The sequence below is a fragment of the Ruegeria sp. CRTD044 genome (assembly GCF_059613485.1).
In genome coordinates this window covers 1-26,698 of the sequence record NZ_JBXWSP010000010.1, presented here as the reverse complement: position 1 = coordinate 26,698, position 26,698 = coordinate 1, and the positions used below count along the sequence as shown (strand labels likewise).

The following is a 26,698-nucleotide window of genomic DNA, read 5'->3' as shown; positions in this document are numbered from 1 at the left end:
GAAAGGTAAATTTTACATATGTCAGAAAGACTTGTGGGGAAGCGCGTCCTTGTGACGGCTGCCGGACAGGGTATCGGTCGTGCCAGCGCAATCGCAATGGCGCGCGAAGGGGCGCAGGTGTTTGCGACGGATATCAACCTCGAAAACCTTTCTTCGATTCGGTCCGAGAATCTCGAAAATATCGAAATTTTCGAGATGAACGTCACCGATGACGCCAGCGTCTCTCAGGGGGTTGAGCGGGCAAATCCGGACGTGTTGTTCAACTGTGCGGGCTTCGTGCATCACGGGACCATCCTGGACGCCACCGACGAGGAGTGGGATTTTGCGATAGACCTCAACGTGCGGTCCATGATGCGCACAACGAAGGCTGTGCTGCCGGGGATGGTCGAACGGGGCGGCGGCTCGATCATCAACATGTCTTCCGCTCTGGGGTCGATCATCGGCGCGCCCAACCGCTTTGTCTATGGCGTGACCAAAGCTGCGGTTGTTGGGCTGACGAAATCGGTGGCGGTTGATTTCATCACAAAGGGCATTCGCTGCAACTGTATCTGCCCCGGAACGGTCGACAGCCCCAGTTGGCGCGATCGGGTCGAGGCCTTGGCCCAAGAGCTGGGCAGCAGGGAAGAGGCCATGGCGCAGTTCGTGGCTCGCCAACCCATGGGCCGCGTCGCCAAGGCGGAAGAAATAGCGGCACTGGTCGTCTACCTGGCAAGCGATGAGAGTGCTTTCACCACAGGACATACACACATAATCGATGGGGGGTGGTCAGGCCAATGACGAAGATAACAAAGGACGATCTGCGGTCGCGGAAATGGTTCATGAACTCGGAGAACCTCGAGATGACCGCGCTGTATCTGGAACGGTATCTCAACTACGGCCTGACCCGCGCCGAGCTTCAATCCGGCAAGCCAATCATCGGCATTGCGCAAACGGGTAGCGATCTCAGCCCGTGCAACCGCCACCACCTGGAATTGTCCAAACGTGTGCGCGACGGGATCATCGCGGCCGGTGGCACGTGCATCGAAATTCCGGTGCACCCGATTCAGGAAACGGGTAAACGGCCGACTGCCTCGCTGGATCGCAATCTGGCCTATCTTTCGCTGGTCGAGAGCTTGTTTGGTTACCCAATCGACGGCGTGGTGCTGAACATCGGTTGCGACAAGACCACGCCGGCGCTGTTGATGGCGGCCGCCACCGTCAATATCCCGGCAATCGCTCTGTCCGTCGGCCCGATGTTGAACGGCTGGTGGAAGGGCGAGCGCGCAGGGTCGGGAACTGTGATCTGGAAGGCTCGGGAAGACCTGGCCGCCGGTGAAATCGACACTGATGAGTTCATGGAAATCGCAGCGGCTTCGGCGCCCTCGGTTGGCTATTGCAACACGATGGGAACAGCGACCACGATGAATTCGCTGGCCGAAGCCTTGGGAATGCAACTGCCCGGGTCCGCCGCGATACCGGCCCCGTACCGGGAACGCGGGCAGATCAGCTATGAAACCGGAAAGCGCATCGTCGAGATGGTGTGGGAGGATCTGCGCCCAAGCGATGTCATGACCCGGGCGGCATTTGAAAATGCGATCGTCATCAACTCGGCGATCGGTGGATCGACGAACGCGCCGATCCATTTGAACGCGATCGCCCGGCACCTTGGCGTTCCTCTCAGCAACGATGACTGGCAAAGCCTGGGTCACGACGTGCCGCTGCTGGTCAACATGCAGCCGGCCGGGAAATACCTTGGAGAGGACTACCAGCGCGCCGGCGGTGTCCCTGCCGTGGTCGGTGAGTTGATTGATGCCGGATTGCTGCCCAACCCCGATGCACTGACGGTCAACGGCCAGTCGATGGGCGAGAACTGCGGGACACGTCGGTCGCTGAACGACGACGTGATCAAGCCGGTTAGGAATCCGGTCAAGCATCAGGCCGGGTTCATCAACCTTTCGGGCAACCTGTTCGAAAGCGCGATCATGAAGACATCGGTGATCTCGTCCGCTTTCCGCGATGCCTACCTGTCGAACCCGGATGACCCCAATGCATTCGAGGGCCGGGCGGTCGTGTTTGACGGGCCTGAGGACTTTCATCACCGCATCGATGATCCGGCAGAAAACATCGACGCAGACTGTATCCTGATCATGCGCGGCGCAGGGCCCAAAGGTTACCCGGGCGCGGCCGAGGTGGTGAACATGCGGCCGCCCTCATACCTGTTGAAACAGGGGATCGAAGCGCTGCCCTGCATCGGTGATGGGCGCCAGTCCGGCACTTCCGGAAGCCCGTCGATCCTGAACGCCTCGCCCGAGGCGGCCGAAGGCGGCGGGCTGGCGCTGGTGAGAAATGGCGACCGGTTGCGCATCGATCTGGGCAAAGGGACGGCGGACATGCTTGTTCCGCTGGAGGAGTTGCATGAACGTGCCCGCGAACTGGAAGCCGCAGGTGGCTACTCGGTCCCGCCCGACCAGTCACCCTGGCAGGAGATCTTCCGCGAGAAGGTCGATCGTCTGGATCGCGGCATGACGTTGAAGGGCGCCGACAAATTCAGGGACATCGCGCGGCAATTCCTGCCGCGGGACAATCACTAAAAGGAACCGAAATGAAACTTGTTCGCTACGGAGCCGCAGGGTCGGAAAAGCCTGCGTTGGTCGACTCTGCGGGTCAATTGCGGGATTTGTCCGCCCATGTCACCGATATCACCGGTGAAACGCTGGGCGACGCCGTGCTGGACAGGCTGCGCGCAATTGATTCCGAAAGCTTGCCGATTGTTGAAGGGGATCCGCGGATCGGAGCTTGCGTTGGCAAGATCGGCAAATTTCTGTGCATCGGACTGAACTACTCGGACCATGCTGCCGAAACGGGCGCGGATATTCCCAAGCATCCGATCCTGTTCTTCAAGGCAAACTCCGCCATCGTGGGGCCTTATGATGACGTTGTGATGCCGCGCGGGTCCACCCATACCGATTGGGAATGCGAGTTGGGTGTGGTGATCGGCAAAACGGCGAAATACGTCTCCAAGGCTGATGCTTTGGACTATGTCGCCGGTTATTGCATCGTCAATGATGTGTCCGAGCGGCATTTCCAGACGCAACTGACCGGACAATGGACCAAGGGCAAGTCCTGCGACACGTTCGGTCCGACCGGTCCGTGGTTGGTCACCCGCGATGAGGTTCCCGATCCTCAGGCGCTGGGCATGTCCCTGGATGTGAACGGTCAGCGGATGCAGACGGGAAACACGGCGACGATGATTTTTACCGTTGCCGAGATCATCGAGCATCTGAGCCAGTTGTTCACCCTTCATCCCGGTGACGTGATTTCGACGGGCACACCGCCCGGGGTCGGCATGGGGATCAAGCCCGATCCGGTCTATTTGAAGAAGGGCGACGTGATGGAACTGAGGATCGACGGGCTGGGCACGCAGCGGCAGAAGGTCAGTCAGGATGACTGAGCTTTTGCAGATCGGCGGGATTACCGACCGGATGAAAGATCGGCTGTCCACCGCATTTGATATTCGCCAGTTGGACGATTTTGATGCCGCGCGCATCACGCATGTGGTCACGAACGGACATGACGGCGTGCCGCCCGACCTGATGGCCCAACTGACAAACCTGAAGATGATCAGCGTCTACGGGGTGGGATATGATGCAGTCGATGCAACGGCTGCTGCAGCCCGTGGAGTTGTCGTAACGCACACCCCGAATGTGCTGAACAACGAGGTCGCAACCACCGCCGTTCTGCTGATGCTGGCCTGCTACCGAGAGCTTGTGCGCGACGATGAGTACGTCCGATCGGGCCGGTGGGAAACAGAAGGCAATGCCCCTTTGACCCGATCAGCCGACAATCAGAAGGTTGGAATTCTGGGGCTTGGCCGTATCGGCCAGGCGATTGCTGACAAACTGGGGCCGTGGTCGCCCGAAATCTCCTATCACACCCGCAGTCCCAAGGATGTGCCATACCGATATTTCGACAATCTGGTCGACTTGGCCAAACACGTGGATGTGCTGATTTGCATAACGCCGGGCGGGCCGTCGACCAACAAGCTGGTCAACGCCGAAGTGATGCGGGCGTTGGGGGCCGGGGGCACGCTGATCAATGTCAGCCGAGGATCTGTTGTTGACGAGGCGGCTCTGATTGAGGCGCTGCAAAGCGGTGCGCTTGGCTGGGCAGGGCTGGATGTTTTTGAGGACGAGCCCCGCGTTCCACAGGCGTTGCGCGAGTTGCCAAACGTGGTTCTGTTGCCGCATGCGGGCAGTGCTACTGTCGAAACGCGTGCCGCTATGGGTGATCTGACGGTGGACAATCTGTTGCAGCATCTCAATGACGGATCGGTTCTGACCGCCGTGCCGGAATGCAAAGATCTGTGAATTGACCGCTTAGGCGCTCAGAACCCGTTGACCCGCTCGATCAGCCAATAGAGCGATATGCACCCGATGGCATAGCCTGTCACCGGGGTGGCCAAGTGGGTCACCCAATCGGCGTTCCGTGGCGCGATAAGGCGCCACATCGCAATCAGAAGCGCGAGCACTGCGATAAAGGCAAGCTGACCGGCCTCGACGCCGATGTTGAAAGCCAGCAGCGCTGCGGGGATCTCTTGCGAGGGCAGGCCGATTTCAGCCAGAGCACCGGCAAAGCCGAGCCCGTGCAGAAGGCCGAAACTGAAGCAAACGATCCACGGGTATTGCTCGGATAACCGCAGCTCGCCCTCTTTGTGCCTCAGGATTTCCAGAGCAAGGAATACGATGGACAATGCAATGACGGCTTCGACGGGGCCGGCGGGCACGTTGAGAAACCCAAGCGTCGCCATCGCCAGCGTCAGCGAATGCGCGACTGTAAACGCGGTGATCGCACCGACCAACCGCCATGGGTTCCGCACCAGAACAAAAAGCGCAAAGACGAACAACAGGTGGTCCCAGCCGCCCAGAATGTGTTCGAACCCAAGCAGGAAGTAGCTGCCAAAAACCGACCAGATCGTCGGCTCCGCTGGAACCATCAATTCGGCCTCATCCGGCGTAAATCTGAGCGTCACGGGTTCAGCATTCAGCAGTCGAACGCGCAGCAAGACATCGTTCTGCTGACGCTCCAACCCGTCTATGGTCACAACATGGCCTGCTATTTCGGCGTCACATTCTGCAATCCAAGAAGACACCCACGCCTGGTTTTCCGCTGTTGGCTCCGGGCCATGTGCCGGAGCGCAATGATCGGGCAGAACCGCATCGATCTCCATGGGTTGTCCGTTCACGTCGGGAATACGCCAGAGGATTCTCCAGGTGCCCGGCGCCAGTTCGTTCAGGTCCAGATAGCCGGGGTCAAGCGCGTGTGCTCGGCCGAATTGTGGAACCATGCCCAGCCAAAAGGCCAGCAGAACAAAGAAGACTGTCTTCACGAGCCGCCCTCAGCGGATTCGGGTGTCTCGACCCGGTACCGGGCGGCCAGGCTTTCGTATTGAGCCTGCGCCAGATCCTGAGCCGTCGCCCTACGCCAATCGTTCAGAACGAAATCGTAGATCTCCGCCAGCGGCGGAAGATAACCGGGCTTTGCCTCGGTCACGCGGACAAGATGCTGTCCGTATCCCGAGTTGATCGGGCCGATCCAGATCATCGGCTCGCTTCCGTCAAGCTGAGACGCAAACCCGCGCCCAAAGGTTGTGTCGATTGCGCCCGCGGCTGTCAGTGGCATCGACCGCGCCAGCAAGGACGAAACACCAAGGCTGGACCAATCCGCGCCACCGTTCAAAGCTTGCAGAGCGTCATCGACAACGTCCGGGTCTGGGGCATCACCCAGATAGACCTGATCAAACGCGATCATAGGGGGGGTCGTGAAGCGGTCTGCGTTCTGAGCCAGATGCTCTTGCAGAACAGCGTCTTCTGGGGCGACCGAGGACGCAATTGCGGTGGTCAGAAACTCCATTTTTCGGGCAAGGCGGGCCCGGATCACCTGATCACCACGGTCCAAGCCCAGCTTTCGGGCCTCGCGCACAAGAATTTCTTCGCGGGTCCAGGAATCGATCAGGGCCTGCAACTCGGCGTCGGTGGGTTGACGTTTCCAGCTGGCCTCGAACCGTGTTTTCAAAAGCGCGATGTCGTCGCCGTCAATTGTGATCGTTTCGGCCTCTACCGGGGGCTCGACCTTGTCGGATACAAGATAGAACCAGCCGAAAATGGCCAGCCCGATCAGAATGAAGTGGAACAGCGGTTCTTTGTAAAAGCGCATGAAAGATCTGACCTGCTGGCAATTCGATACCCGATCGTTGATCCCAACGGCCCGTCATGTCAAATCGCCGATTTCAACTTGGGGTGAAGATGTTGCTGCAACGACCCCGGCCCAAGGGCGTGATCCCGCGCCCCCGGTTTCGGTCTTGGCTCATTCGCTTGGAGGCGTGTACCAGATCGGTGACGAATACGCCCGTTCCTGATGGATCAACTGGGCCTCGGCGGGCAGATCGATGCCAAAACGAAGCTTGTCGTACAGCACCCAGCGCGGGGTCGGGATTTCCAGAACCCGCACATAGTAGAATGCCCGCGCGTCAGGATCGAAGTCTGGATCCGTCCAAACGGTCACCAATTCCGATGCGCCGATCGAGTTGCTCCAGCTGGCGGTTTCTAAATCGACGGTATTGCCGACTTCGGGAAGGTTGCCATTGGCATCCAGCGCACGATCATCGGACCAGGCTACGTTATAGACCTTTTCCTGAAGCGCGCCGTCGGCATCCAACCAGCCCTTGACGACCTGAACTCGATCAAGGTTTGCACCGACGGGGTCGCGCAGCGCGCCGATCAGGAAATTCGGTGCGCCTTCACCCTCGGGCGGACGCAGGTCACCGCCCATCGGCACGCCTTTGGTGTATCCCACATCAGCCACAAGACGCGTCAGCAGGTCGGACTCATCGAAATCCCATCCGCCGAAGAAACGAAGCCCGATGCGAGGCCCGGTCGTGGCGTATGTCTCGCGTCGCTTGAACGCGTCGAAAATGGCCGAGCGCGTATTCTCGGACGCCCAGACGGCGGTATAGCCCGATGCGACCAGCGTATGCCCCTCAAAGGCGCCCAGATCGCTTTCGACAAAGGGGTGCAGAACGCGTGTGGCCGACGGCTCGGCGCTTACGGATTTGCCGAAATAGTTGTCTTCCTCGGCCGTGGCCAGCGACGTATGGCTGTCCGTCGCGCCGCCCATCCCGAACTTGTAGGGGTTCACGCCGAATTTTTCTTCAAGCATCAGCCCGCGCTTCAGCGCCTCGCGCGCATATTCGCCGGCCAGCATGTCATCAGTTTTCAGCTCGGAGATATCGAGGTTCCCGACATCCCAGTTTTCATAGTCGGCAAATGGGTCGTCGGGGCTGAGATAGGGATGGGCTTCGCCGTCACCCTTGATCTGGGTGACCTCGTAATGCGGCTCCCACTTGGCGCGGTTCTGTACGTATTCCTCATCTACCTTACCGCCGTGATAGGTGTCTTCGGTCGGGAACATCCAGCCGTTCGACAGGTTGCCGTTATGCGCGAAGGCAACGGCACGGCCTCCGGTCTTGGCTTGGTACTCCTCGAGCCACGCATAGAGTGCCTTCGGATCCGTATTCCCATAGGGCGGCTGCGTGACCGGCGGCACCATCTGCAGCGCACGGATCGGGCCATCGCGCAGCATGACGTTTCGATGCAGGTTGAATCCCTTGGGCACCGAGGTCCACTCGAAACCGATGAACGCTGTGAAATTGCCCGGGTCGTTGTGCCGTTCTGCGGCCATCACGATATGTTCCCAGGTAAACGCAAAGGCGTCCGCTCCGGGGCTGTATGATTCAAGCAGGTCTTCCGGCAGGGTCATCTGCGAGAAATTGGAAATGATGTCGAACGCCGCTTTGGCAGCTTCGTCCCCGCCCGCAGAGTATCCTTCGTACCATTCCAGACCCTTGGGATGTGCCAAGACCCCTGGGTTTCCGGCCTGCAGGTCCGGGGCAAACCCCATCAGGTCCGTGTGATCCGTAAGAACCATCCAATCCAGTGGGCGCGCAAGCCGAACCGGCTGTCCGGTCGACGAGATGACCTGTTGGCCTTTGGCAAATCGCCAGGCGTCATCCGGCAGCAGCGTATTCCCGAACGTTCCGGCGTCCAGTGACAACCCTGTGTGCAGGTGCGTGTCCCCCCAAAGAGGGCGCTCCGGGAATGTCCGGTTGGCATAGGGCGAGAACGGACGCTCGGCAAAGGTTCCCTCTGCGGCTTCTTTGGTCGGTACAGCGTCGGCGAGAACGCCTGCCGGGCCGAGTGTCAGTAGCATTGAGTAGACGTAGAGTCGCAGCATGAGAACCTCCCAATTCAACAGCTTCGAATTCAAAGAAACAGCTTTATATCATAACATTCTGATATGACGATAGCATGTGGGTGGGGCCGACTGTCAATTCTGCCGGACTCAGGAAGCCAGAAAAGCCCTGTACTCACGGAAGGGCGGGAGCCTTCGCTGCCGGTCCTTAAAAGTACAATCCGAAGAGTGCCGTGGCTAAGGTGCGTCCGAGATTGTACGCGGTTTGGCTAAACGGCTTTCCAGAAGATCGCCCGTCTCCTCGGCGATCGGGTAGGCCACAAAGGCCAGCGCCGCGTTGATTTGCTTCAATAGGCGCAACGTCTCCTGGTGGATATTGGTTGTCTCGATGCTGGCCGGACCCCGACTTTGCAGGCGCTTCAGGTGGCGCTCCTGCAGGTATTGTTCCTCGATCCGGATGCGATCCTTTTCGGCCACCAATTGGCGGGCCGCCTCAGCGTCGCCGGTGGTCAGAATGCTCAGAGCCAACTGGCCGTTCGTCGTGATCTGATCGTGGAATTGTTCAATGTCGGTCAGACCTTCCTTGGAAAAGGTGATGCCCTCGTCAGCCATTTTATTCGCCAGCGCCACAAGGTTGACCGCGATCCGATCGGCAGCCTCTTCAAGGTTGTTGGCCATCGACACCAGCTCGAGTGTTTTTTTCTCCTGCTGAGGTGTCAGATCGCCTTCCCGCAGGCGCGAGACGTAGATTTTGATGTCAAAATGCATGCGGTCGACATCGTTCTCCCGCAGTTCGATGGTGCGGGCAAGTTCGGGGTCCCAGTTACGGAACAGGTGAATGGTCGGCACCAGCATCGCCTGAACCGTTTCAGCCATGCGCAGCAGTTCGCGCTGTGCGCAGGCCAGCGCCAGAGGCACGTGGTCCAAAGCGCTGGGGTCCAATGCGGTCACGTTGTCGGCGGTGATGCTGGCATGGCGGGGAACGAACGCGTCGGCCAACCGGATCAGCAGGTTGGTAAATGGCAGCGCAACGACCAGAAGGGCGACATTCATCGCAATGTGCAGCATCACTACCTGTTGACCGGGCGCTGTGCCGAACGCGGATATGTTCAGCACGCCGGTCAGCAGCAGGGCCAGCGCCACCAAAGTGACACAGGCCCGAGCCACCAGGTTGGCCAGGACGACCAACTTGGCCGGGCGCTCCTGCGACCAGAGCAGGGCGAATGAGATCACGGCGCCGCCGAGATTGGCACCGATGACCAGTGCGGCGGCCACCGTGCCGCCGACCAGCGCTGACGCCGCGAATGTTGCAAAGGTCAGCACCGCGGCAAGGCTGGAATGCATGAGCCACGCCAGAATTGCTCCGACCACATAAGCGCTGATCAAGTCGCTTTGAAAATATGCCGCAATGCTTTGAACGATTGGGCTGGCCCCGATTGGCACTGTGGCTTCGCGGATCATTCCAAGAGACAACAGCACCAGGGCAAAACCGATGGTGATGCGCCCGATCTGTTTCGTCCGCCGCCGTCCGGCTTTCAAAAACACCACGACCCCGACCAGCAATGCGAATGGCATCACCGCCTGGACGGGCAAGGTCAGCACCTTTGCCATCAGGGCGGATCCCACCTCTGCTCCCAGCAGCAGCGCAAGGGCTGAAGGTGGGGCGAGCATGCCCGATACCGCGAATCCGGCTCCGATCAATGCAACCGCAGTCGAGCTTTGCATCAGCATCGCTGCCATACCGCCGCCCAATGCAGCGGACACTCGATTTTCAGACAGAATTTTCAGGCCGCGTTTCAACTCGGGCAGGAACGCTCGTTCCACTCCGGTCCGGATCAACCGGACAGACCACAAAAGCAGGGCGACCCCGGCCGCCAGATGGGTGGCCAGCACGATCATGCGTTCGATACCTTGTTTGCGCTGCGCCGTTGCATGGCCAACATTCTGCCTTCCACAATGGGGTGAGTCCGACGATCTTCATCACCAGTTTGAGGGCAATGCAACAAAATATTTGCAAAAATGAGGTAAACGCCACAAAAGTTGATTATCGTCTAGCCGGGTCAATGAGATGTCAAAGGCCAAAACACGTCAGAAACAGAGCAAGAAAGGGCGGGATCGGCTGAAAAAATCCGATCGTCGTCAACGTATCCTGCTTGAACTCAAGCTGCGCCCGCACGTGCGCATCAGTGATCTGGCCCGCAGTTTCGACGTATCCACCGAGACCGTCCGCAGAGATTTTGACGCGCTGGCCGAAGACGGCCTGATTGCGCGTGCGCACGGTGGTGCGTCGGCGCCGGTGCAAGGGCATTATCTCAGTCTGGACGAGCGCAATGCGGCCCGGGTTGCCGAACGCGAGCGGATCGGAAACGCCGCCGCTGGCCTTGTGCGTGAAGGTGAGACGGTCATGATCGACTCGGGCTCGACAACCGCACAACTGGCGCGCTCACTGGCATTTCGCGACATACGTTGCACTGTCATCACGAATTCGATTCCGGTGGCCGTGACACTGGGCGGCAGCGCGGCCGAGGTTATTGTTTGCCCCGGTGCTTATCTTGCCGCTGAGGCTGCGGTCGTTGGTTACGAAACGCTGGAGTTTCTGGGCCGGTTCAATGTCGATCGATGCATGATCGGCGCTTCGGGGTTGTCCGAGGATGGACCCAGCGAACCGATCGGTGATATCGCCGCCGTCAAACGCGCGATGCTGGGCCGTTCTGCGGAACGCCATCTTCTGCTGGATGCCCAGAAGTTCAATCACAAGCAGTTGCACAAAGTGTGCGAACTGTCGGATTTGGACACGTTGATCGTCGACACGGTCCCGCCAAGCCAGTTGGCCGTGGCGCTGGGCGTGTCAGATGTCGAACTGTTGATCGCCGATCCAGCGCCCGAGCAGGCTCTGGCTTGAACCGTTGGGGTCCAGCCCGGGCCAGGACCTTCTGCGCAGAGGGCTAGGGGGCGAAATTGTGGTCTGAAACCCTGGCGCTGTCTTATCGCCCAAAAGCGCAGTCCGGCCGGGATCATCCCAACCGCATTGCGCGGGCATCAGGCCTCTTGCAGTAGCCGTTCGCTGATCTCCCACAGGTTTTCAGCCGATGTGTCATCGCAGGCATGTGCGTTGACCCCGAAATATCGGGCCGTCGGGCTGTTGGGGTCGGTTGGGGCTGCAATGTCAGCGTCCTCGCAATAAACCCCGGGTTTGCCAACCAGCTTTGGCGACGTCGCCGCCCAAACCGTTGTTGACGCGCCCTGTTCGGGCGTCTTGAAACCCTCCTTGGCCAATTCGGACGGCTCGCCATCCTCGTTCAGCCAACCCAGTGCGATCATCTCTTCCTTCGGCAGGTGCCGTTGCAGAGGGGTGAAAATCCCACCGGGATGTACCGAAAACGCCAACCCGCCGGTCGCTGCCAAACGGCGGGACAGGGCGTTGGCAAACAACGCATTTGCGGTCTTTGCTTGCCCATAGGCCTGCCATTTGTCGTAGTCCGTCTTTTCGAACTGGATATCATTCCAATGGACGTCACAAATCTTGTGCGCGGTTGAGGAGAGAGCCACGACCCGCGCGCCCGGTGTTTGCTCCAAAAGCGGCAGCAGTAACTTGGTCAGGGCAAAGTGGCCCATGTGGCAGATACCGAATTGGGATTCCCAACCGGGTCCAACACGGGCCTCTGGGCACGCCATGATCCCGGCGTTGTTGATCAGCAGATCCAGGTTTTGCAAGTCGCTGGATACCGTCGTGGCAAACCGTCGGACTGATCCCAGATCCGCCAGGTCCATCGGTGCGGTCCTGACATGACCTTCCACGCTTGCCAGGCTCTCCCGAGCTTTGATTTCCGAGCGTACGGGAACAATCACTGCGGCCCCCTTGTCGGCAAGGGCGCGGACGGTTTCGAGGCCAATACCGCTGTAGCCACCGGTTACGATTGCGGTCTTTCCGGTCAGGTCGATATCGGCCAGCACTTCGGCCGCCGTGCTTTTTGCGTGAAATCCGGAATTTGTAGGAACTTGGTCGGAGACTGCCATCAGGTATCCTTGCGATTTCGGGGGCAACATCGCCCGGTTGCGTACTGAATGAACCTAACCTGTCCGCTCCGGGCGGAACACAGAGCTTCCTCCTCAACTCTTGCTCGATTCTCCGAAACCCAAGAGCAAAGCGTGCAGCTCAGGTCACGTGATCCCGGGTCAGCTCTCGGGGCGGAACGCCAAATTTCTTGGCGAACTCACGGCTGAATTGGGCCGGGCTTTCATACCCAACCGCGTGTGCAACACGCGATACAGGCGTTCCCGTCTGCTGAAGCAGTTGGAAGGCTTCGGTCAGGCGCAGGTCTTTCTGGAACTGCAGCGGACTGTTGGCCGTGACCCGTTTGAAAGCGTCATAGAATACCGACGCGCTCATGCCCGAGATCGCGGCAAGGTCCGAGGCTTTGATTGTCGAGCGGTACTCTTTGCGGATATGCGCGATTGCCTTGGCGACCTGGTTGGCCTTGCTGTCGGCGCGGATGATACGGCGCAGCGCGCGCCCTTTGTCGCTGCGCAGAACCCGGAAATAAACCTCGCGGACGGCGGCGGCCCCCAGCGTTTGCTCTGCGATCGGATCTCGGCGCAAACGGAAAAGACGTGCAAATGAATCAATGACTTCCACATCGGCCTGACCGCTTTCCAAGGCCGGCCCCGCATCGTCCAGCGAGGTGCCGCCCATGTCGGTGTAGACGCCCCGCAATACGCGCATGTCGATGCCGAGATACAGGGCGATGTAGGGGTTTTCGGGCGAGGCATCCACAAGGCCCGAGACCATTGGCAGGGCGCTTCCCACGACAATGACGTCCCCTGCGTCATAGCGGACATGCTCGGTTCCGTACTGAACCGACTTGCTGCCCTGAAGCACAAGCCCGATCATGGGTTCAACGACCGAGCATGACGGGCGTTTGGAATGGCGCGTCTGCGCCAATACCATGTCCCGCACACCACAGGGCCAGAAGCCGTCATCCAATTGGGCCTCGTTAATCAGCGCCTTGGCGTCGTCAAGGAGTCTCTGCAGTTCCAATGGGATCTCTCCGGCCAGTCCGCCAAGACTACAACCTGCATTTATCCGCACAAGAGTTTCGGGTTGTTATTCGGAGGATCAGGCAAGTCCGCCGGAGAAACAGCTAGCTGAATTTCCAGAGGCGTTCGGTTGACCGTCGCTGCCGAGATTGGAGGGCATCTGATCTAACCGCTCTAAGCACCAACGTAACCGTGTTCGCAGCTTGATTGGTTCTGAGAGAACCCGGGCGAATTGTCGGAAGGGGCAGGCCAGCTGCTATTCTGCCGCCGAAACCTCCCACGGCGGACGATAGATGCAATCAGCCAGTGTTGCCTGGTTCAGGTCGTCAAAAAACGCCTGCTCGGCTTGCTTCAGCCGGTCTTTCAAAAGGCAGCTTGGTGTCAGGGTGCACGCACTGCCATCGGCCGAGAAACACTCAACGATTGGTTGCCCGGTCTCCAAGGCGCGCACTACGTCGCCCAAGCGGATGTCCGACGCCGGGCGAGACAGGACGGCCCCGCCGCCACCGCCGCGTCGCGTATTGAGGTAACCGGCATTGGCCAGCGCCGAAATGACCTTGGCGAGATGGGTGCGTGACACCTTGAATTCATCCGCAAGTTCGCCGGTTGAAAACGGGCGGTCCGGGCTGCCGGCCAGCCGCATCAGAATGCGGAGACCATAGTCAGTGAATGAGGTGAGGCGCATGGTCGCGTTTTCCAATCGGTATTTTCTATGCGTATTAGCAAAACAGAATGCGCAAATCAAACTCCGATTCGAGATGCTCGGGTCGTGAACCCTGAAAGCACGAACCATGACGAACTTCGATAAGCACGAAGCTGATCTTGAGACAGGCGCCCTGATTGATCACATCCTCACACGGTATCACGAAACACACCGAACCGAGCTTCAGCAGCTTCAACATCTTGCTGAACGCGTGGCCTTGGTTCACCGAGACGATCCCCAAGCCCCCCGAGGGTTGGTCCGCGCGCTGGCCGAACTGGCGGCCGAAATGGAAACGCACATGGCAAAAGAGGAGATCGTCCTGTTTCCTGCCATGCGCATGGGCGGCATGGAAGGGATCGAAAACCCGATCCGAGTTATGCGCGCCGATCACGATGGTCACGCCGAGAGTATCGCTCTGATCCGGCATATCACCCATGACCTGACACCGCCCGCACATGCCTGCGGGTCTTGGCGACGGCTTTACGACGGGCTGCGGAACCTTCTGGCGGATCTTGACCGGCACATGGTGCTTGAAAACCAGGTCCTGTTTCCACGGTTCGAACGGTAGAGGGGTTCAATCATGCTTCTGGCAGGTGTCGACGCAAGTGGGGCAGGCGGAACGGATCATTTGCTGGCGGCAGTTGCCGCGCGATTGCAGGAAGAAGGTCTGCGCTTGCTCGGAGCGCTGCGTGTGAACATTCCGGACACTGGCACCCAGTTTTGTGAGACAACGCTTGGACTGCTGCCGCATGGCCCCAATATCCGGATCACGCAGGATCTGGGTTCGGGCTCAGGCGCGTGTCGCATGGACGCCGGTGCGATCGAAGACGTGGTCGGCATCGCGACCGCTCGGTTGCGAGATGACGGTTGCGATATCGTTCTGCTGAATAAGTTCGGACTCAGCGAGAGCGAGGGCCGCGGATTTCGCACCCTCATAGCCGAGGCCTTGGCGCGGGATATTCCGGTCCTGATCGGCGTGAGCAACACCCATCGCGCCGCCTTCGATCAGTTTGCCGGAGGAACCGCCAAGCTCCTGCCGCCCCTTGAGGACGTTGTGGTCGAATGGTGCCGATGGTCCATCGCGCAAGGCCGAAACACGGCGGCACCGGGTTGAACCCGCACAAATACAACAGCCAAACGGATGAGGCAGTACATGCAGCATATGGTGAGCCCAACACAGACAACGAACAGGCCAAAGCCGCCGGGACAGGCAATCGTCTCGCGTTTGGCCTGTTTGGCGGTTCAGCCCATTCTCGCGCGGGTGGTCCGTAGGGTCGCGCAGGAACACCCTGCGCTATTCGCCCGGCTTGGCCCGTATCAAAGCGCCGATTTCCTGATCGACCCGATCGAGCTGCCGTTCGCGCTGCATCTGCGCCCGGATCCTCAGAACCTGAGCTTTCGCGCCGTGCCGCGGTCGATGCTGCCTGACGCCACAGCAGTTATACGAGGGCGGTTCCTGCTGCTGTTGGAACTGGTTGATGCGGAACAGGACGGCGACGCAGCCTTTTTCTCGCGCGATTTGGAGATCACAGGAGATACCGAGGCTGTCGTTCGTTTGCGTAATGCATTGGACGACATGGATGGATCCATCGCTCAGGAGGCTGCGGACATGTTCGGCCCGCCTGGTCGCGCCATTCTGTCCCGGTTGCGCCGAAATTACCAAGAAGTAGAAGGAGCGACCGCTTCATGAGCCTCGCCGAATTGATATGCCCCGCCGGAACTCCTGCTGCCCTGCGCACGGCAGTCGATGCGGGGGCCGACGCCGTCTATTGCGGCTTTCAGGACGCCACCAACGCCCGGAATTTTCCTGGACTGAATTTCACGCCGCAGGAATTGGAGGAGGCGGTCTCCTATGCCCATGCCAAGGGCGCCAAAGTCCTTCTGGCACTCAACACTTATCCCCCGGCGGGAAAGGTCGACCTCTGGCGGCACGCTGCCGACACCGGTGCGCGGATCGGTGTTGATGCCTTCATCGTGGCTGATATGGGCGTAGCCGACTACATCGCCCGAACCCATCCACAGGTACGCTTGCACCTGTCGGTGCAGGCTGCTGCGTCGTCACCCGAGGCGATCCGCTACTACTGCGAGAATTTCGGTGTCAAACGCTTAGTCCTGCCGCGTATTCTGACCATTCCCGAGATCCGGCAGATCCGAAAAGAAATCCCCTGTGAGATCGAAACCTTCATCTTCGGAAACCACGGTCTGATGGTCGAAGGGCGCTGCAGCCTGACGAACTATCTGACCGGGCAGTCCACGAACCTCGATGGCGTCTGTTCGCCGGCGTCTGACGTGGAGTACGTGCGCGATGCCGATGGTTCGATGTCATCGAAGTTGGCTGGATTTACCATCGACCGGTTCGGGCCAGATGAGAAGGCCGGTTATCCGACGATTTGCAAAGGCCGCTATCAGGTCGCTCATCGCCCGGACGGGTACTATGCGTTCGAGGAACCGATCAGCCTGAATCTGGCCCGACTTCTGCCCGAGTTGATCGATGCCGGGGTGCATGCGTTCAAGATCGAAGGGCGGCAAAGGTCCAAGAGTTATGTCCGGTCCGTGGTGTCTGCATTTCGACACGCTGTCGACGATATCCGGGCGGGTCGCGAAGCGGATATCGGGAACCTCGTCGCGCTGACCGAGGGTCAGAAACAGACGCAAGGCGCTTTTGCCACGAAGAAATGGCGGTGAAACGATGACGAAACTTACATTGGGTCCGATATCCTATCACTGGTCGGCCGACCAACGTCGGAATTTCTATGCGCGTGTCGCCGACGAAGCTCCGGTGGATGAGGTCTATCTGGGCGAGGTCATCTGTTCAAAACGCGCCCCGTTCCAAGAGGCTGATCTGCCGTCCATCATCGAAAGGCTCGAACGGGCTGGCAAAAAGGTGATCCTGTCCTCCTTGGCCGAAGTGATGCTGAAACGAGAGCGCAAGGCCACCGAAGACCTGTCCGAAATGGATGCGCCCGAGATCGAAATCAACAACGCTGCGGGACTGTATGCACGCGGTACGCGACCGCATCGCATCGGCCCGTTCATGAATGCCTATAACGAGGTTACAATCCGCTGGATGGCGTCAAAGGGGGCGACGCATGTCTGCCTGCCCACCGAGTTGCCAGCGCCCTCGATCGCCGTCGCGGCGCGAATGGCGCGCGACATGGGCCTTGGGGTTGAAGTGCAGGTCTTTGGGCGGGCGTCGCTGGCCGTTTCGGCGCGGTGCTATCATGCGCGCTCGCACGGGCGGACAAAGGACAATTGCCAATTCGTCTGCGAAGAAGACCCCGACGGGATGCCGCTGCGTACGAGGGATGAGCAGCCGATCCTGCGCATCAACGGGATCCAGACCCAATCCGAAGGGTATCTGATCCTGCTGCAGGAGCTGCCGCAACTGGTTGCCGATGGCGTGAGCCATTTGCGGTTGATGCCGCAGGCCGTGGACATGGTCACCGTCGCCGAGGTTTACCGGGCGGTGCTGGATCAAAGCATGTCTACCGAGGCGGCCGAAGCCCGGTTGCGGCAGGTTTGTGCGGATACGCCGTTCAGCAATGGGTTCTACCACGGTCAGGCCGGCTATCGCAGGATAGCCCAGGCGTCCCTTGCATGATCGGAAACCATGCTGTCCTCGCCTCATCGGATTATGTTTCCTGCGGCGGGGGCGGCTGCCCTTCTGGGGGTGAGCGGCCTGTTTCTGGGGCAGGATTTCATCACCCATTGGTCGCCGTTGCCGGGGCTGTGGGCTTGGCATGCGCATGAGATGCTGTTCGGCTTCGTCGGCGCGGCATTTGCGGGCTATTCGCTGACGGCGATACGCAGCTGGTCGGGGGGCGAGTCTGTCTCGCCAACCGGCACATTGTTGCTGTTCGCGCTTTGGGCGATGTGCCGATTGGCCGCCATCGGTGCGCTTGGGGGCGAACCCATGTTCATCGTCCCAACGGGCGCGGCGTTCTTGCTCTTTCTCGCTGGTCGTCTCGCTTGGGCTGCACTGCGCGCGCAGGCGGTTGCCGGAGGACTGCAGGCGCTTTTTGCCCTTTTCTTGGTCATCTGCCAGCTTGCCTATCTAACTGGGTCTGCGCCGTCCTTCTCCTCAGTTTTGCTTGTGGCACTTTTGGTTTCGGTTGTCGGGGGGCGCATGATCGCTGCATTCACATGGAATTGGACGCACCAATGCCCAACCACCGCGCGTCAGTTTCGGCGCGCGAGGGCATTGGGGGACGCTTCGGCGGCAGCTCTGGCTTTGGCCGCGGTGCTTGTCGGGCTTGTTTCCGTCGCCGATGGTCCGCTTATCGGGGTCCTGCTTGTGATCTGCGCGGGGTGCGAGGGTGGTCGTCTGTGGCTCTGGCATTCAATGGCAGTTCGACAGGATGGTCTGCTGGCGATGCTTCATATGGCCTTTGCGTGGTTGCCCGCTGGTATGTCTCTGTTGGCGGCTTCCCTGTATTTCCCCGACTTGCTGGCGGCGCCTGATGCGTTGCACGTTCTGACGGTCGGAGCGGTCAGCTGCGCGATCTATGCCGTAGCTGCCCGTGCCGTCGCGCGCCGTTGCGGCCGGCTGCGCCCCAGTGCGATTGATGGTATCGGATATGCCTTGTTGTGCCTTGCCGCGTTTTTGCGGGCGTCCTCTGCAGACGTGCCCGCAGCCCTGGCTTGGGGAGCGTGTTGGGCCGTGTTTCTCCGGCGGCACGTTCAAGCGCTAGGCCGCCCACTCGAGCGACCGGTGTTCAGCGGTCAGGCCAGCAACAGGATGGATCCTGGCGTCGCCGATCAATTGTCCTGATTGCGTGCCTCGAGCCGTTCAAGGTTCACGACGGTCGACAGCATCAGCCGGTCATGGCTCCAATCCTGAGTCTGGCGGATCGTGGCTGCACCCAAGGCCAGCAGAACAGCGAACAGCAGGGCTGAACCCATGAAGATTGCCGGCAACGGTGCCGAGAACGAGGGCGCATCGGCCAGCGCGATCACGCGCTGTTTCAGAACCCGTTTGGCCTTGCCACCGGAGACCAGCGCCACGTTCAAAACCCGCGGCCGGCCTTGTGCGACAGTGCGGGCGCAATAGTCCAGCAGGCAGTCGGTATAGTCGCGCGCGTCGATCCCGCGCCGGGTGACGACGGACTGGTCGCAGGCCAGTTCGCGCAGTCGGCCGAACTGGTATTTCAACGCCCAGTAGGCAGGGTTCCAGAACAGCAGCGGTCGCACGGCCTCAAACGCAATCTCCCATTCGACGTCCCGGGCGCGAACGTGCTGCAATTCATGCGCTAGGGCAAATCGCAGTTCACGGGGGGTGTCCAGCAGATGGCTGGGCAGAACAACGTGGCGACGACGCGCCCCGCGCACGGCAAATGGAACCGTGATCCGATCGGACAAGCGAATGTCCACGTTGGCCGACCGCCGCCACAGGAAGCTTGAAACCACCGTGTCGCGGATTGCCAGCGCATCCCGGACGGTGCGGACCAGCATCCGGAGGGCGGCCAGGGCCAGCAGCACCAAGGCGGCCGTCACAAGGGCGCTTTGTCCGGACAGTACCGTGTCGACCCAACGTTCACGCGTGTTCAGCAGAGCTTCGAATTGTGTAGCCGGCATCGCGATTTCACCGCGCAAATAGGCCGCTACCGCAATATCACCGATGGAAACGGCCTGACCCGGCCAGAAAAAACCGGCGGCTGCCGTGACCCCAAGGGCCAGAACAGGGCTGAGCATGACGCAGACGCAAAGAACCTTCAGCACGCGCAGCTGTGTCATGTAGTCGTGCCGCAGGCGCGTTCGGGCTACGGCCATGCGGGCGCCCAACCAGATGAGTGCCGAAAGAACCAGCACCACGTTCAGGTCGAGAAATACATCGAGAACCGGTTTAACCGCTGTCATTTTGCAGTCTCCTCTCTACCAGTGCTCGAATTTCCTCCAGATCAGCTTCGGTCAGGCCGGCGTCGTCGACAAGTCGTGCCACCAGCGAGGCCGGGGTGTCATCGAACAACGTGCGGGACAGGTTCTGCAGCGACCGCGCCTGATAAGTGTCCTTCTCAAGCAGCGGCCGGTAGATCAGGGTTTTGCCGTCCTTGCGGCTCTGGACAAATCCCTTTTCATCCAGGATGCGCAGGATCGTCGCGCCCGAGGTGTAGGCCAGGTTCCGCTCGGGCGGCAGCCGGTCCAGCACGTCGCGCACCGAGCCTTCGCCAAGTGCCCAGAGCTCGTTCATGAACTCCAGTTCGACCTCGGTCAGCAGATTTCCTGTCTTTCTCTTTCGCATCGGTCTCGGTGTCACCATTTTGCCTGTTATGCTCGCCAGACAAGCATCCTTTCACGGTTACGCAAAGCCTAAACTTTCCAGAAAACGAAAATGCCCCAGCCGATCGACAGGAAAAGCGGGGTCCAGACCGGTTGGCCGACCAGCCCCAGCCAGGCCAGAAAGATATAGGCCGAGCCCAGCAGGGTGATGAACAGCCGGTCGCCCAACGTGGTGGTCAGGCCCAGCACGCCCCGGCGTTCGATCCCGTCGCGAAACTTGACCACCTCGAGCACGCCGATCAGGGCGATGGCCGAGAAGATGCCCACGAAAACCGCCAGCGTTGCCGGGGTCCAGGCCATCCAGAAGTCGGGCCACAGCGGGTCGGTCCAGGAAAAGCCCTTGGGTTCTTCCTGACCGACATTGCCCCAGCCGGCCTTGGCTTGCGCCAGTGCCGGGGAAGGGGCGAACAGGGAGAGGGAGAGAAGGAGTTTGCGCATGTCGAACCTCATACACGTCCCATCGCGAAACCGCGCGCGATGTAGTTGCGGACAAACCAGATGACGATGGCGCCGGGGATGATGGTCAGGGTGCCGGCGGCGGCCAGCAGACCCAGCTCGTAGCCTGCGCTGGACGCGGTGCGGGTCATCACGGCGGCGATGGGTTTGGCCTCAACCGCTGTCAGGGTCTTGGCCAGCAGCATTTCCACCCACGAGAACATGAAGCAGAAGAACGCCGCCACGCCCACGCCCGCCTTGATGTTGGGCAGGAAGATCGTGACGAAGAACCGGGGGAAGGAATAGCCGTCGACATAGGCGGTTTCATCCAGCTCTTTCGGGATGCCGCGCATGAAGCCTTCCAGGATCCACACCGCCAGCGGCACGTTGAACAGAGTGTGCGCCAGTGCCACCGCCAGATAGGTGTCGAACAGATGGATCGACGAATACAGCTGGAAGAAGGGCAGGGCGAACACGGCCGCCGGGGCCATGCGGTTGGTCAGCAGCCAGAAGAAAAGCTGCTTGTCGCCCAGGAACCTATAGCGCGAGAACGCGTAGGCCGCGGGCAAGGCCACGCAGACCGACAGGATCGTGTTCAACGTCACATACGTGATCGAGTTGATATAGCCCCAATACCACGTCGGATCGGTGAAGATGGTGATGTAATTCTCCAGCGTAAAAGTCTGGGGAAACAGGGAAAAGCCTGACAGGATCTCGTTCGTGGTCTTGAAGGACATCGCCACCAGCCAATAGATCGGCAGCATCAGGAACGCGATATATAGGATCGGGATGAGAGACCGCTTCTTCATTGCGCGTCATCCTTTGTCATGAGGGTGTAGAAGACCCAGGAAACCAGCAGAGTGATGGCGAAATAGATCAGGCTCATCGCGGCCGCGGGGCCGAGGTCGAACTGTCCCAGTGCGATCTTCACCAGGTCGATCGACAGCAGGGTGGTCGAGTTGCCGGGGCCGCCCCCGGTCAGAACGAACGGTTCGGTGTAGATGTTGAAACTGTCCATGAACCGCAGCAGAACCGCGATGGTCAGAACCGTCTTCATTTTGGGCAGCTGGATATAGCGGAACACCGACCAGGGGCTTGCACCATCGATCTTGGCCGCCTGGTAATAGGCGTCGGGGATCGACACCAGACCGGCATAGCACAGCAGCACCACCAGCGAGGTCCAGTGCCAGACATCCATCACCACGATGGTGATCCAGGCCGACAGCGGCTGTTGGGTCATGTCATAGTTGATGCCCAGTACGTCGTTCAGGAAATACCCCAGCAGGCCGATCTTTGGCAGGGTGAAGATGTTCCACATCGAGCCGACCACGTTCCACGGGATCAGCATCGGCAGGGCCATCAGGACCAGGCAGACCGGCACCCAGAAGCCCTTGCGCGGCATCGACAGGGCCACGATGATGCCCAGCGGCACCTCGATCATCAGGATCAGCGCGGTGAAGAGGAACTGCCGCCCCAGCGCCGCCTGGAAGCGGTCAGACCGCAGGATCTGTTCGAACCAGCCCAGGCCTTCCCAGAAGAACTGGTTGTTGCCGAAGGTTTCCTGCACCGAGTAGTTGACCACCGTCATCATCGGCACCAGCGCGTTGAACGCCACCAGCGCCAGCACCGGCAGGACAAAGAACCACGCTTTCTGGTTTTCCGTTCTCATCGGGCGCGCTCCTCGGTTGCGATCCAGCCGTCGCGATAGACGCGCGTCTGTTCAGGTTTGAATTGCAGAAAAACTTGCGATCCGGGCTCGGGGGCCGCGTGTTCGGTCACCGCCTTCAACGCGGTGTTGCCGACCATGGCACTGACCACAAAATGCCGCCCGATATCGGCCACCTTGGTGACATGGGCCGGAATGCCCTCGGGGCCAAAGCCCACATATTCGGGCCGGATACCCAGATCTGTGCGGCCGCCACTGCCGCTGACCGGACCTTCCAGCACCACCTCATGCCCTTCGAACAGGGCGCGATCGCCCCGCGCCTCGCAGGGCAGTACGTTCATGCCGGGCGAGCCGATGAAATGGCCGACGAATGTGTGCTGAGGGCGCTCGAACAGCTCGACCGGGGTGCCGATCTGGACCACTTCGCCTTCCTGCATCACAACCACCTCGTCGGCGAAGGTCAGCGCTTCGGTCTGGTCGTGTGTGACATAGATCATCGTCGCCTTGACGCGCTGGTGCAGCTCTTTCAGCTTGGACCGCAGCTTCCATTTCAGATGCGGGTCGATCACGGTCAACGGCTCGTCGAACATCACCGCGTTCACGTCGTCGCGGACCAGACCGCGACCCATCGAGATCTTCTGCTTGTTGTCCGGGCTGAGGCCGCTGGCGCGGGTGTTCAGCATGTCGGTGACATCCAGCATCTCGGCGATTTCGTCGACGCGGCGCTTGATCGTCGCGGGATCGACGCCGCGGTTCTTCAGCGGAAAAGCCAGGTTTTCGCCCACGGTCATCGTGTCGTAGATCACCGGAAACTGGAACACCTGTGCGATGTTGCGTTGATCGGGGGGCAGGGCGGTCACGTCACGGTCACCGAACAGGATCTGCCCTTCGGACGGGGTCAACAGGCCCGAGATGATGTTCAGCAGCGTGGACTTGCCGCAGCCCGACGGCCCCAGCAGTGCATAGGCCCCGCCATCACGCCAGGTCACGTCGATTTCCTTCAGCGCATAGTCTTGCGGGCCTTGCGGCGACGGCATGTAGCTGTGTTTGAGGTTTGAAAGCTTGATCTGTGCCATGTCAGGCCACCCTTTTGCCGTCTTGGCCGAAATACCGGCAATGGGCCGGGTTCATGTAGAATGTGTGGTTCTCGCCCACCTGATAGGGGTGGACCCCGGCGGCCAGCGACACCCAGGCGTCTTCGCCATGCTGGAAATGCGCGCTGGAGTCGGACCCGGACAGCTCGGTCACGATCACGCGGCCGGTAAGTTCAACGTCGTCGTCAGAAGCCTTGAGCGGAGTGACCCGGTGCGGACGCACGGCGACCATGTATTCGCCATCGGCAATCCCGGACACAGTCCATCCACCTCCACCGGCCAGGCGCGCTTGGGCACCGGCGACCGTGACGCGGGCCACGTTGATTGGGGGGTCCGAGAACACTCGCGCGGCGGCGAGGTTTTCGGGATTGCGATAGATGTCGGCCGTCGGACCGAACTGGGTCACGCGGCCGTCTTCCATCAAGGCGGTGTAGCCGCCCAGCAGCAGCGCCTCTTCGGGTTCGGACGTGGCATAGACCACCACGGCGCCGCGCCCGGCGAACAGCTCGGGCAATTGCTCGCGCAATTCCTCGCGCAGCTTGTAGTCCAGGTTGGCCAGTGGCTCATCCAGGAACACGGCGCGGCTGTCCTTTGCGATGGCGCGGGCCAGTGCGGTGCGTTGCTGTTGGCCGCCCGACAGTTCATGCGGACGACGGTGCAGCATCGGGCGCAGTTGCAGCAGGTCGGCGGCCTCTTCCACGCGTCCTTCAATCTCGGATTGCGCCATGCCTGCCACACGCAGGGGCGAGGCGATGTTGTCGAATACAGTCATATGCGGGTAGTTCACGAAGAACTGGTGCACGAGGCTGATTTTTCGCTTCTGCGTATTCAGCCGTGTGACGTCCTGCCCATCCATCAGGACCTTGCCCGAAGCGATCGGGTCCAACCCGGCCATCATCTTGATCAGAGAGGTCTTGCCCGACCCGGTCGCGCCCAGCAGCACGTTGAAATGCCCGGTCTGCAGCGTCAGGGACGTAGGTTTGATATGGGTAACGGTGCCGACCCGCTTGGTTGCGTTTTGTAGTTCGATCATGTCCGTGGGTTCCGATCCCGCAGCGCGTGGCAACGCTGTTTGGTCTTGGTTGGTAAGGGGCGCCGGTACCGGCGCCCCCCGGGGAGTAGTGGCTTACTGAGACTGCCAGCGTGCCACCAGTTCCTCGTAGTTGACGGTCTGGCCTTGCGGCTTCTCGTTCTCCAGCTTGGCTTTCGGCGCGCCCGGCTTCTCCAGCCAGAAGGCCGGATCCTGCGGTTCGTTCAGGCGCGGACCACAGCCGCCGTAGACGCCGGCGCTTTCATCCGCGGCCTGCATGCGGGCCATGGTGATGTCCATCTCTTCAGCCAGACGGTCCATCGCCTCTTGCGGGGTGAAGGCGCCAGAGTTCACGTCACCGATCTGCTGCCACCAGATTTGGGCGAGCTTCGGATAGTCGGGAACGTTGATGCCGGTCGGCGACCACGCCACACGGTCGGGCGAGCGGTAGAACTCGACCAGGCCACCCAGCTTGGGTGCGCGTTCGGTGAACGACTCGTGGTTGACCGAGCTGTCGCGGATGAAGGTCAGACCCACGTGGGACTTCTTCACATCGACAGTCTTGGACGTCACGAACTGAGCGTACAGCCACGCGGCCTGCGCCCGATCCGACGGGGTGGACTTCAGGAAAGTCCACGATCCCACATCCTGATAGCCAACCTTCTGGCCTTCTTCCCAATAGGGGCCATGCGGGCTGGGCGCCATCCGCCACAGCGGGTTGCCCTCATCATCGACAGTGTTGTTGCCTTCGGACTTGGGCTTGACCATGTCGGCGGTAAAGGCTGTGTACCAGAAGATCTGCTGGGCCACGTTGCCTTGCGACAGGGCGGGCAGCGACTGGTAGAAGTCATAGGACGCCGCACCCGGAGGCGCATAGGCCCGCAGCCACTCGTCCCATTTGCGGATCGCGTAAACGGCCGCTGGGCCGTTTGCGGCACCACCCCGCGACACCGAGGCGCCGACCGGGTTACAGGTGCCCGCTTCCATGCGGATGCCCCATTCGTCGACCGGCACACCGTTCGGCTCGCCCTTGTCGCCGGCACCGGCCATCGACAGCCATGCGTCGGTCATCCGCCAGCCAAGGTCAGGTGCGCGCTTGCCGTAGTCCATGTGGCCATAGATCGCGACACCGTCGACTTCCTTCACGTCATTGGTGAAGAATTCGGCGATATCCTCGTAGGCAGACCAGTTGACCGGAACGCCCAGATCGTAGCCGTATTTTTCCTTGAATGCGGCCTTGTTGGCTTCGTCATCGAACCAGTCCTTGCGGAACCAGTACAGGTTGGCGAATTGCTGGTCGGGCAGCTGGTACAGCTTGCCGTCGGGACCGGTGGTGAACTGGATGCCCATGAAGTCATCCAGGTCCAGCGTCGGCGAGGTTGTCGCCGCCCAATCACCCGCCATCATGTCCGACAGGGGATAGGCCAACTGCAGGCGCGAGTGCGTACCGATCAAGTCACTGTCGTTGACATAGCCGTCATACAGGTTCCGTCCGGTCTGCATTTGCGTCTGAACGGCCTGAACGACCTCACCTTCACCCAGGATCTGGTGGTTGACCTTGATGCCGGTGATTTCCTCGAACGCCTTCGTCAGAACTTCGGATTCATACGAGTGGGTTGGGATACCTTCGGATAGAACGTTGATCTCCATCCCGGCATACGGTTCGGCAGCCTTGATGAACCACTGCATTTCCGCCATCTGCTCGTCTTTCGACAAGGTGGATGGCTGGAATTCATCGTCGACCCAGCGCTGTGCTGCGGCTTCGTCGGCCCAAACAGGACCGTGCCCCGCAATGACGGCAGCCGCCGCCACTGCGGACAAAAGATGTTTCCGCATCTTTCTCCTCCCAAAATTTATGGTTCTCCGGCGCAAACCGGATGACGAACAGCATCAGCGATTTTTCGCGAGTCTGTCAAACTAAAAAATTAGTAAATGGCGAAAATGGCCTGTTCGACCCAACGCATACAGTTACTATAGCCTTGAAAATATATGGTTTTTAACCCACTCGACGTGGCGTCATAAGCCAGGCGAAAAGAGCATGCCAATGACCCTTCACTATGGGTTTTCAGCGACACCGCTCCGTCGATTTGCAAATTTCGATGCAGAAAGTCGCGGCAGTGGTAGCGCGCGATTTGCGTTTCTCGAGGGTGAAAATGGCAGCCCGTAGGGGAATCGAACCCCTCTTTCCAGGTTGAAAACCTGGCGTCCTAACCGATAGACGAACGGGCCAC

General features: G+C 60.2%; 26 protein-coding genes and 1 tRNA gene. 11 read left to right on the top strand and 16 right to left on the bottom strand.

Features of this window, described 5'->3' with window-relative positions; all coding sequences use genetic code 11:
• Nucleotides 1-18 precede the first annotated feature (18 nt).
• The 4 genes from AC2FNL_RS09655 to AC2FNL_RS09640 are packed head-to-tail and all read left to right on the top strand — an operon-like array spanning nt 19 to nt 4,346.
• Nucleotides 19-777 carry an SDR family oxidoreductase gene (locus AC2FNL_RS09655; RefSeq protein WP_496833326.1) on the top strand — a complete coding sequence of 253 codons (759 nt, stop codon included), beginning with the start codon at nt 19-21 and terminating at the stop codon, nt 775-777.
• Entirely contained in the window at nt 774-2,570 is a 1,797-nt protein-coding gene (locus AC2FNL_RS09650; RefSeq protein ID WP_496833324.1) for an IlvD/Edd family dehydratase, read from the top strand. The genes AC2FNL_RS09655 and AC2FNL_RS09650 overlap by 4 nt, the downstream gene beginning before the upstream one ends.
• Nucleotides 2,571-2,581: 11 nt before the next feature.
• Nucleotides 2,582-3,430 carry a fumarylacetoacetate hydrolase family protein gene (locus AC2FNL_RS09645; RefSeq protein ID WP_170339792.1) on the top strand — a complete coding sequence of 283 codons (849 nt, stop codon included), beginning with the start codon at nt 2,582-2,584 and terminating at the stop codon, nt 3,428-3,430.
• Nucleotides 3,423-4,346 (top strand): 2-hydroxyacid dehydrogenase, encoded by a 924-nt coding sequence (locus AC2FNL_RS09640; RefSeq protein WP_496833322.1) that lies wholly within the window; start codon nt 3,423-3,425, stop codon nt 4,344-4,346. Before AC2FNL_RS09645 ends, AC2FNL_RS09640 begins: the two co-directional genes overlap by 8 nt.
• A gap of 17 nt (nt 4,347-4,363) precedes the next feature.
• On the opposite strand, the gene AC2FNL_RS09635 is transcribed toward AC2FNL_RS09640, so the two are convergent.
• The 4 genes from AC2FNL_RS09635 to AC2FNL_RS09620 form a co-directional block, all read right to left on the bottom strand.
• Nucleotides 4,364-5,365, bottom strand: a complete 1,002-nt coding sequence (locus AC2FNL_RS09635; protein WP_254920103.1) for a HupE/UreJ family protein — start codon at nt 5,363-5,365, stop codon at nt 4,364-4,366.
• The gene (locus tag AC2FNL_RS09630) at nt 5,362-6,192 is read right to left on the bottom strand and encodes a peptidyl-prolyl cis-trans isomerase (protein ID WP_496833320.1); all 831 of its coding nucleotides are present in this window, start codon (nt 6,190-6,192) and stop codon (nt 5,362-5,364) included. Before AC2FNL_RS09630 ends, AC2FNL_RS09635 begins: the two co-directional genes overlap by 4 nt.
• 150 nt (nt 6,193-6,342) lie before the next feature.
• On the bottom strand, nt 6,343-8,268 hold the full coding sequence (locus tag AC2FNL_RS09625; protein WP_496833318.1) for a DUF3604 domain-containing protein: 1,926 nt from the start codon (nt 8,266-8,268) through the stop codon (nt 6,343-6,345).
• A 195-nt stretch (nt 8,269-8,463) separates the two neighbouring features.
• Nucleotides 8,464-10,125, bottom strand: coding sequence for a Na/Pi cotransporter family protein (locus tag AC2FNL_RS09620; RefSeq protein ID WP_496833316.1), 1,662 nt, complete (start codon nt 10,123-10,125; stop codon nt 8,464-8,466).
• A gap of 169 nt (nt 10,126-10,294) precedes the next feature.
• Here AC2FNL_RS09620 and AC2FNL_RS09615 point away from each other — a divergent pair, with 169 nt between their 5' ends.
• A complete protein-coding gene (locus AC2FNL_RS09615) occupies nt 10,295-11,128 on the top strand; it encodes a DeoR/GlpR family DNA-binding transcription regulator (RefSeq protein ID WP_496833315.1) in 834 nt (277 codons plus the stop codon).
• A gap of 137 nt (nt 11,129-11,265) precedes the next feature.
• Here the strand turns inward: AC2FNL_RS09615 and AC2FNL_RS09610 are convergent, their stop codons facing one another.
• From AC2FNL_RS09610 to AC2FNL_RS09600, 3 genes are all read right to left on the bottom strand, one after another.
• Nucleotides 11,266-12,243, bottom strand: a complete 978-nt coding sequence (locus tag AC2FNL_RS09610; RefSeq protein WP_496833314.1) for an oxidoreductase — start codon at nt 12,241-12,243, stop codon at nt 11,266-11,268.
• 139 nt (nt 12,244-12,382) lie between these two features.
• Entirely contained in the window at nt 12,383-13,264 is an 882-nt protein-coding gene (locus tag AC2FNL_RS09605) for an AraC family transcriptional regulator (RefSeq protein WP_496833313.1), read from the bottom strand.
• A gap of 255 nt (nt 13,265-13,519) precedes the next feature.
• Complete coding sequence (locus AC2FNL_RS09600) at nt 13,520-13,948, bottom strand: RrF2 family transcriptional regulator (RefSeq protein WP_496833311.1); 429 nt, start codon at nt 13,946-13,948, stop codon at nt 13,520-13,522.
• 106 nt (nt 13,949-14,054) lie between these two features.
• On the opposite strand from AC2FNL_RS09600, the gene AC2FNL_RS09595 reads away from it, so the two are divergent.
• From AC2FNL_RS09595 to AC2FNL_RS09570, 6 genes are read left to right on the top strand one after another with little or no spacing between them, the layout of a single operon-like run.
• Complete coding sequence (locus AC2FNL_RS09595) at nt 14,055-14,534, top strand: hemerythrin domain-containing protein (RefSeq protein WP_496833309.1); 480 nt, start codon at nt 14,055-14,057, stop codon at nt 14,532-14,534.
• Nucleotides 14,535-14,546: 12 nt separating this feature from the next.
• The gene (locus AC2FNL_RS09590; RefSeq protein WP_496833307.1) at nt 14,547-15,080 is read left to right on the top strand and encodes a DUF2478 domain-containing protein; all 534 of its coding nucleotides are present in this window, start codon (nt 14,547-14,549) and stop codon (nt 15,078-15,080) included.
• 27 nt (nt 15,081-15,107) lie between these two features.
• The gene (ubiT, locus tag AC2FNL_RS09585; protein ID WP_496833306.1) at nt 15,108-15,656 is read left to right on the top strand and encodes a ubiquinone anaerobic biosynthesis accessory factor UbiT; all 549 of its coding nucleotides are present in this window, start codon (nt 15,108-15,110) and stop codon (nt 15,654-15,656) included.
• Nucleotides 15,653-16,651, top strand: coding sequence for a ubiquinone anaerobic biosynthesis protein UbiU (gene ubiU, locus AC2FNL_RS09580; protein WP_496833305.1), 999 nt, complete (start codon nt 15,653-15,655; stop codon nt 16,649-16,651). Before ubiT ends, ubiU begins: the two co-directional genes overlap by 4 nt.
• Before the next feature lie 4 nt (nt 16,652-16,655).
• Nucleotides 16,656-17,567: a ubiquinone anaerobic biosynthesis protein UbiV gene (gene ubiV / locus AC2FNL_RS09575; RefSeq protein WP_496833304.1), complete on the top strand. Its 912-nt coding sequence runs from the start codon at nt 16,656-16,658 to the stop codon at nt 17,565-17,567.
• 9 nt (nt 17,568-17,576) lie between these two features.
• Entirely contained in the window at nt 17,577-18,737 is a 1,161-nt protein-coding gene (locus AC2FNL_RS09570; RefSeq protein WP_496833303.1) for an NnrS family protein, read from the top strand.
• Here the strand turns inward: AC2FNL_RS09570 and AC2FNL_RS09565 are convergent.
• From AC2FNL_RS09565 to AC2FNL_RS09525, 9 genes are all read right to left on the bottom strand, one after another.
• Nucleotides 18,725-19,822, bottom strand: a complete 1,098-nt coding sequence (locus AC2FNL_RS09565; RefSeq protein ID WP_496833302.1) for a M56 family metallopeptidase — start codon at nt 19,820-19,822, stop codon at nt 18,725-18,727. The genes AC2FNL_RS09570 and AC2FNL_RS09565 overlap by 13 nt on opposite strands.
• A complete protein-coding gene (locus tag AC2FNL_RS09560) occupies nt 19,809-20,204 on the bottom strand; it encodes a BlaI/MecI/CopY family transcriptional regulator (protein ID WP_005983946.1) in 396 nt (131 codons plus the stop codon). Before AC2FNL_RS09560 ends, AC2FNL_RS09565 begins: the two co-directional genes overlap by 14 nt.
• Before the next feature lie 68 nt (nt 20,205-20,272).
• Nucleotides 20,273-20,542: a DUF2160 domain-containing protein gene (locus tag AC2FNL_RS09555; RefSeq protein ID WP_370797609.1), complete on the bottom strand. Its 270-nt coding sequence runs from the start codon at nt 20,540-20,542 to the stop codon at nt 20,273-20,275.
• Nucleotides 20,543-20,688: 146 nt separating this feature from the next.
• Nucleotides 20,689-21,486, bottom strand: a complete 798-nt coding sequence (locus AC2FNL_RS09550) for a carbohydrate ABC transporter permease (RefSeq protein ID WP_093961735.1) — start codon at nt 21,484-21,486, stop codon at nt 20,689-20,691.
• Complete coding sequence (locus AC2FNL_RS09545) at nt 21,483-22,346, bottom strand: carbohydrate ABC transporter permease (RefSeq protein WP_005983941.1); 864 nt, start codon at nt 22,344-22,346, stop codon at nt 21,483-21,485. Before AC2FNL_RS09545 ends, AC2FNL_RS09550 begins: the two co-directional genes overlap by 4 nt.
• On the bottom strand, nt 22,343-23,419 hold the full coding sequence (locus AC2FNL_RS09540) for an ABC transporter ATP-binding protein (RefSeq protein WP_496833301.1): 1,077 nt from the start codon (nt 23,417-23,419) through the stop codon (nt 22,343-22,345). The genes AC2FNL_RS09545 and AC2FNL_RS09540 overlap by 4 nt, the downstream gene beginning before the upstream one ends.
• Before the next feature lies 1 nt (nt 23,420).
• Nucleotides 23,421-24,470, bottom strand: a complete 1,050-nt coding sequence (locus AC2FNL_RS09535) for an ABC transporter ATP-binding protein (RefSeq protein WP_496833300.1) — start codon at nt 24,468-24,470, stop codon at nt 23,421-23,423.
• Between the two features lie 93 nt (nt 24,471-24,563).
• Nucleotides 24,564-26,303, bottom strand: a complete 1,740-nt coding sequence (locus AC2FNL_RS09530) for an ABC transporter substrate-binding protein (protein WP_093961738.1) — start codon at nt 26,301-26,303, stop codon at nt 24,564-24,566.
• 318 nt (nt 26,304-26,621) lie between these two features.
• Nucleotides 26,622-26,696: transfer RNA gene (locus tag AC2FNL_RS09525), tRNA-Glu, on the bottom strand.
• Nucleotides 26,697-26,698 lie beyond the last annotated feature (2 nt).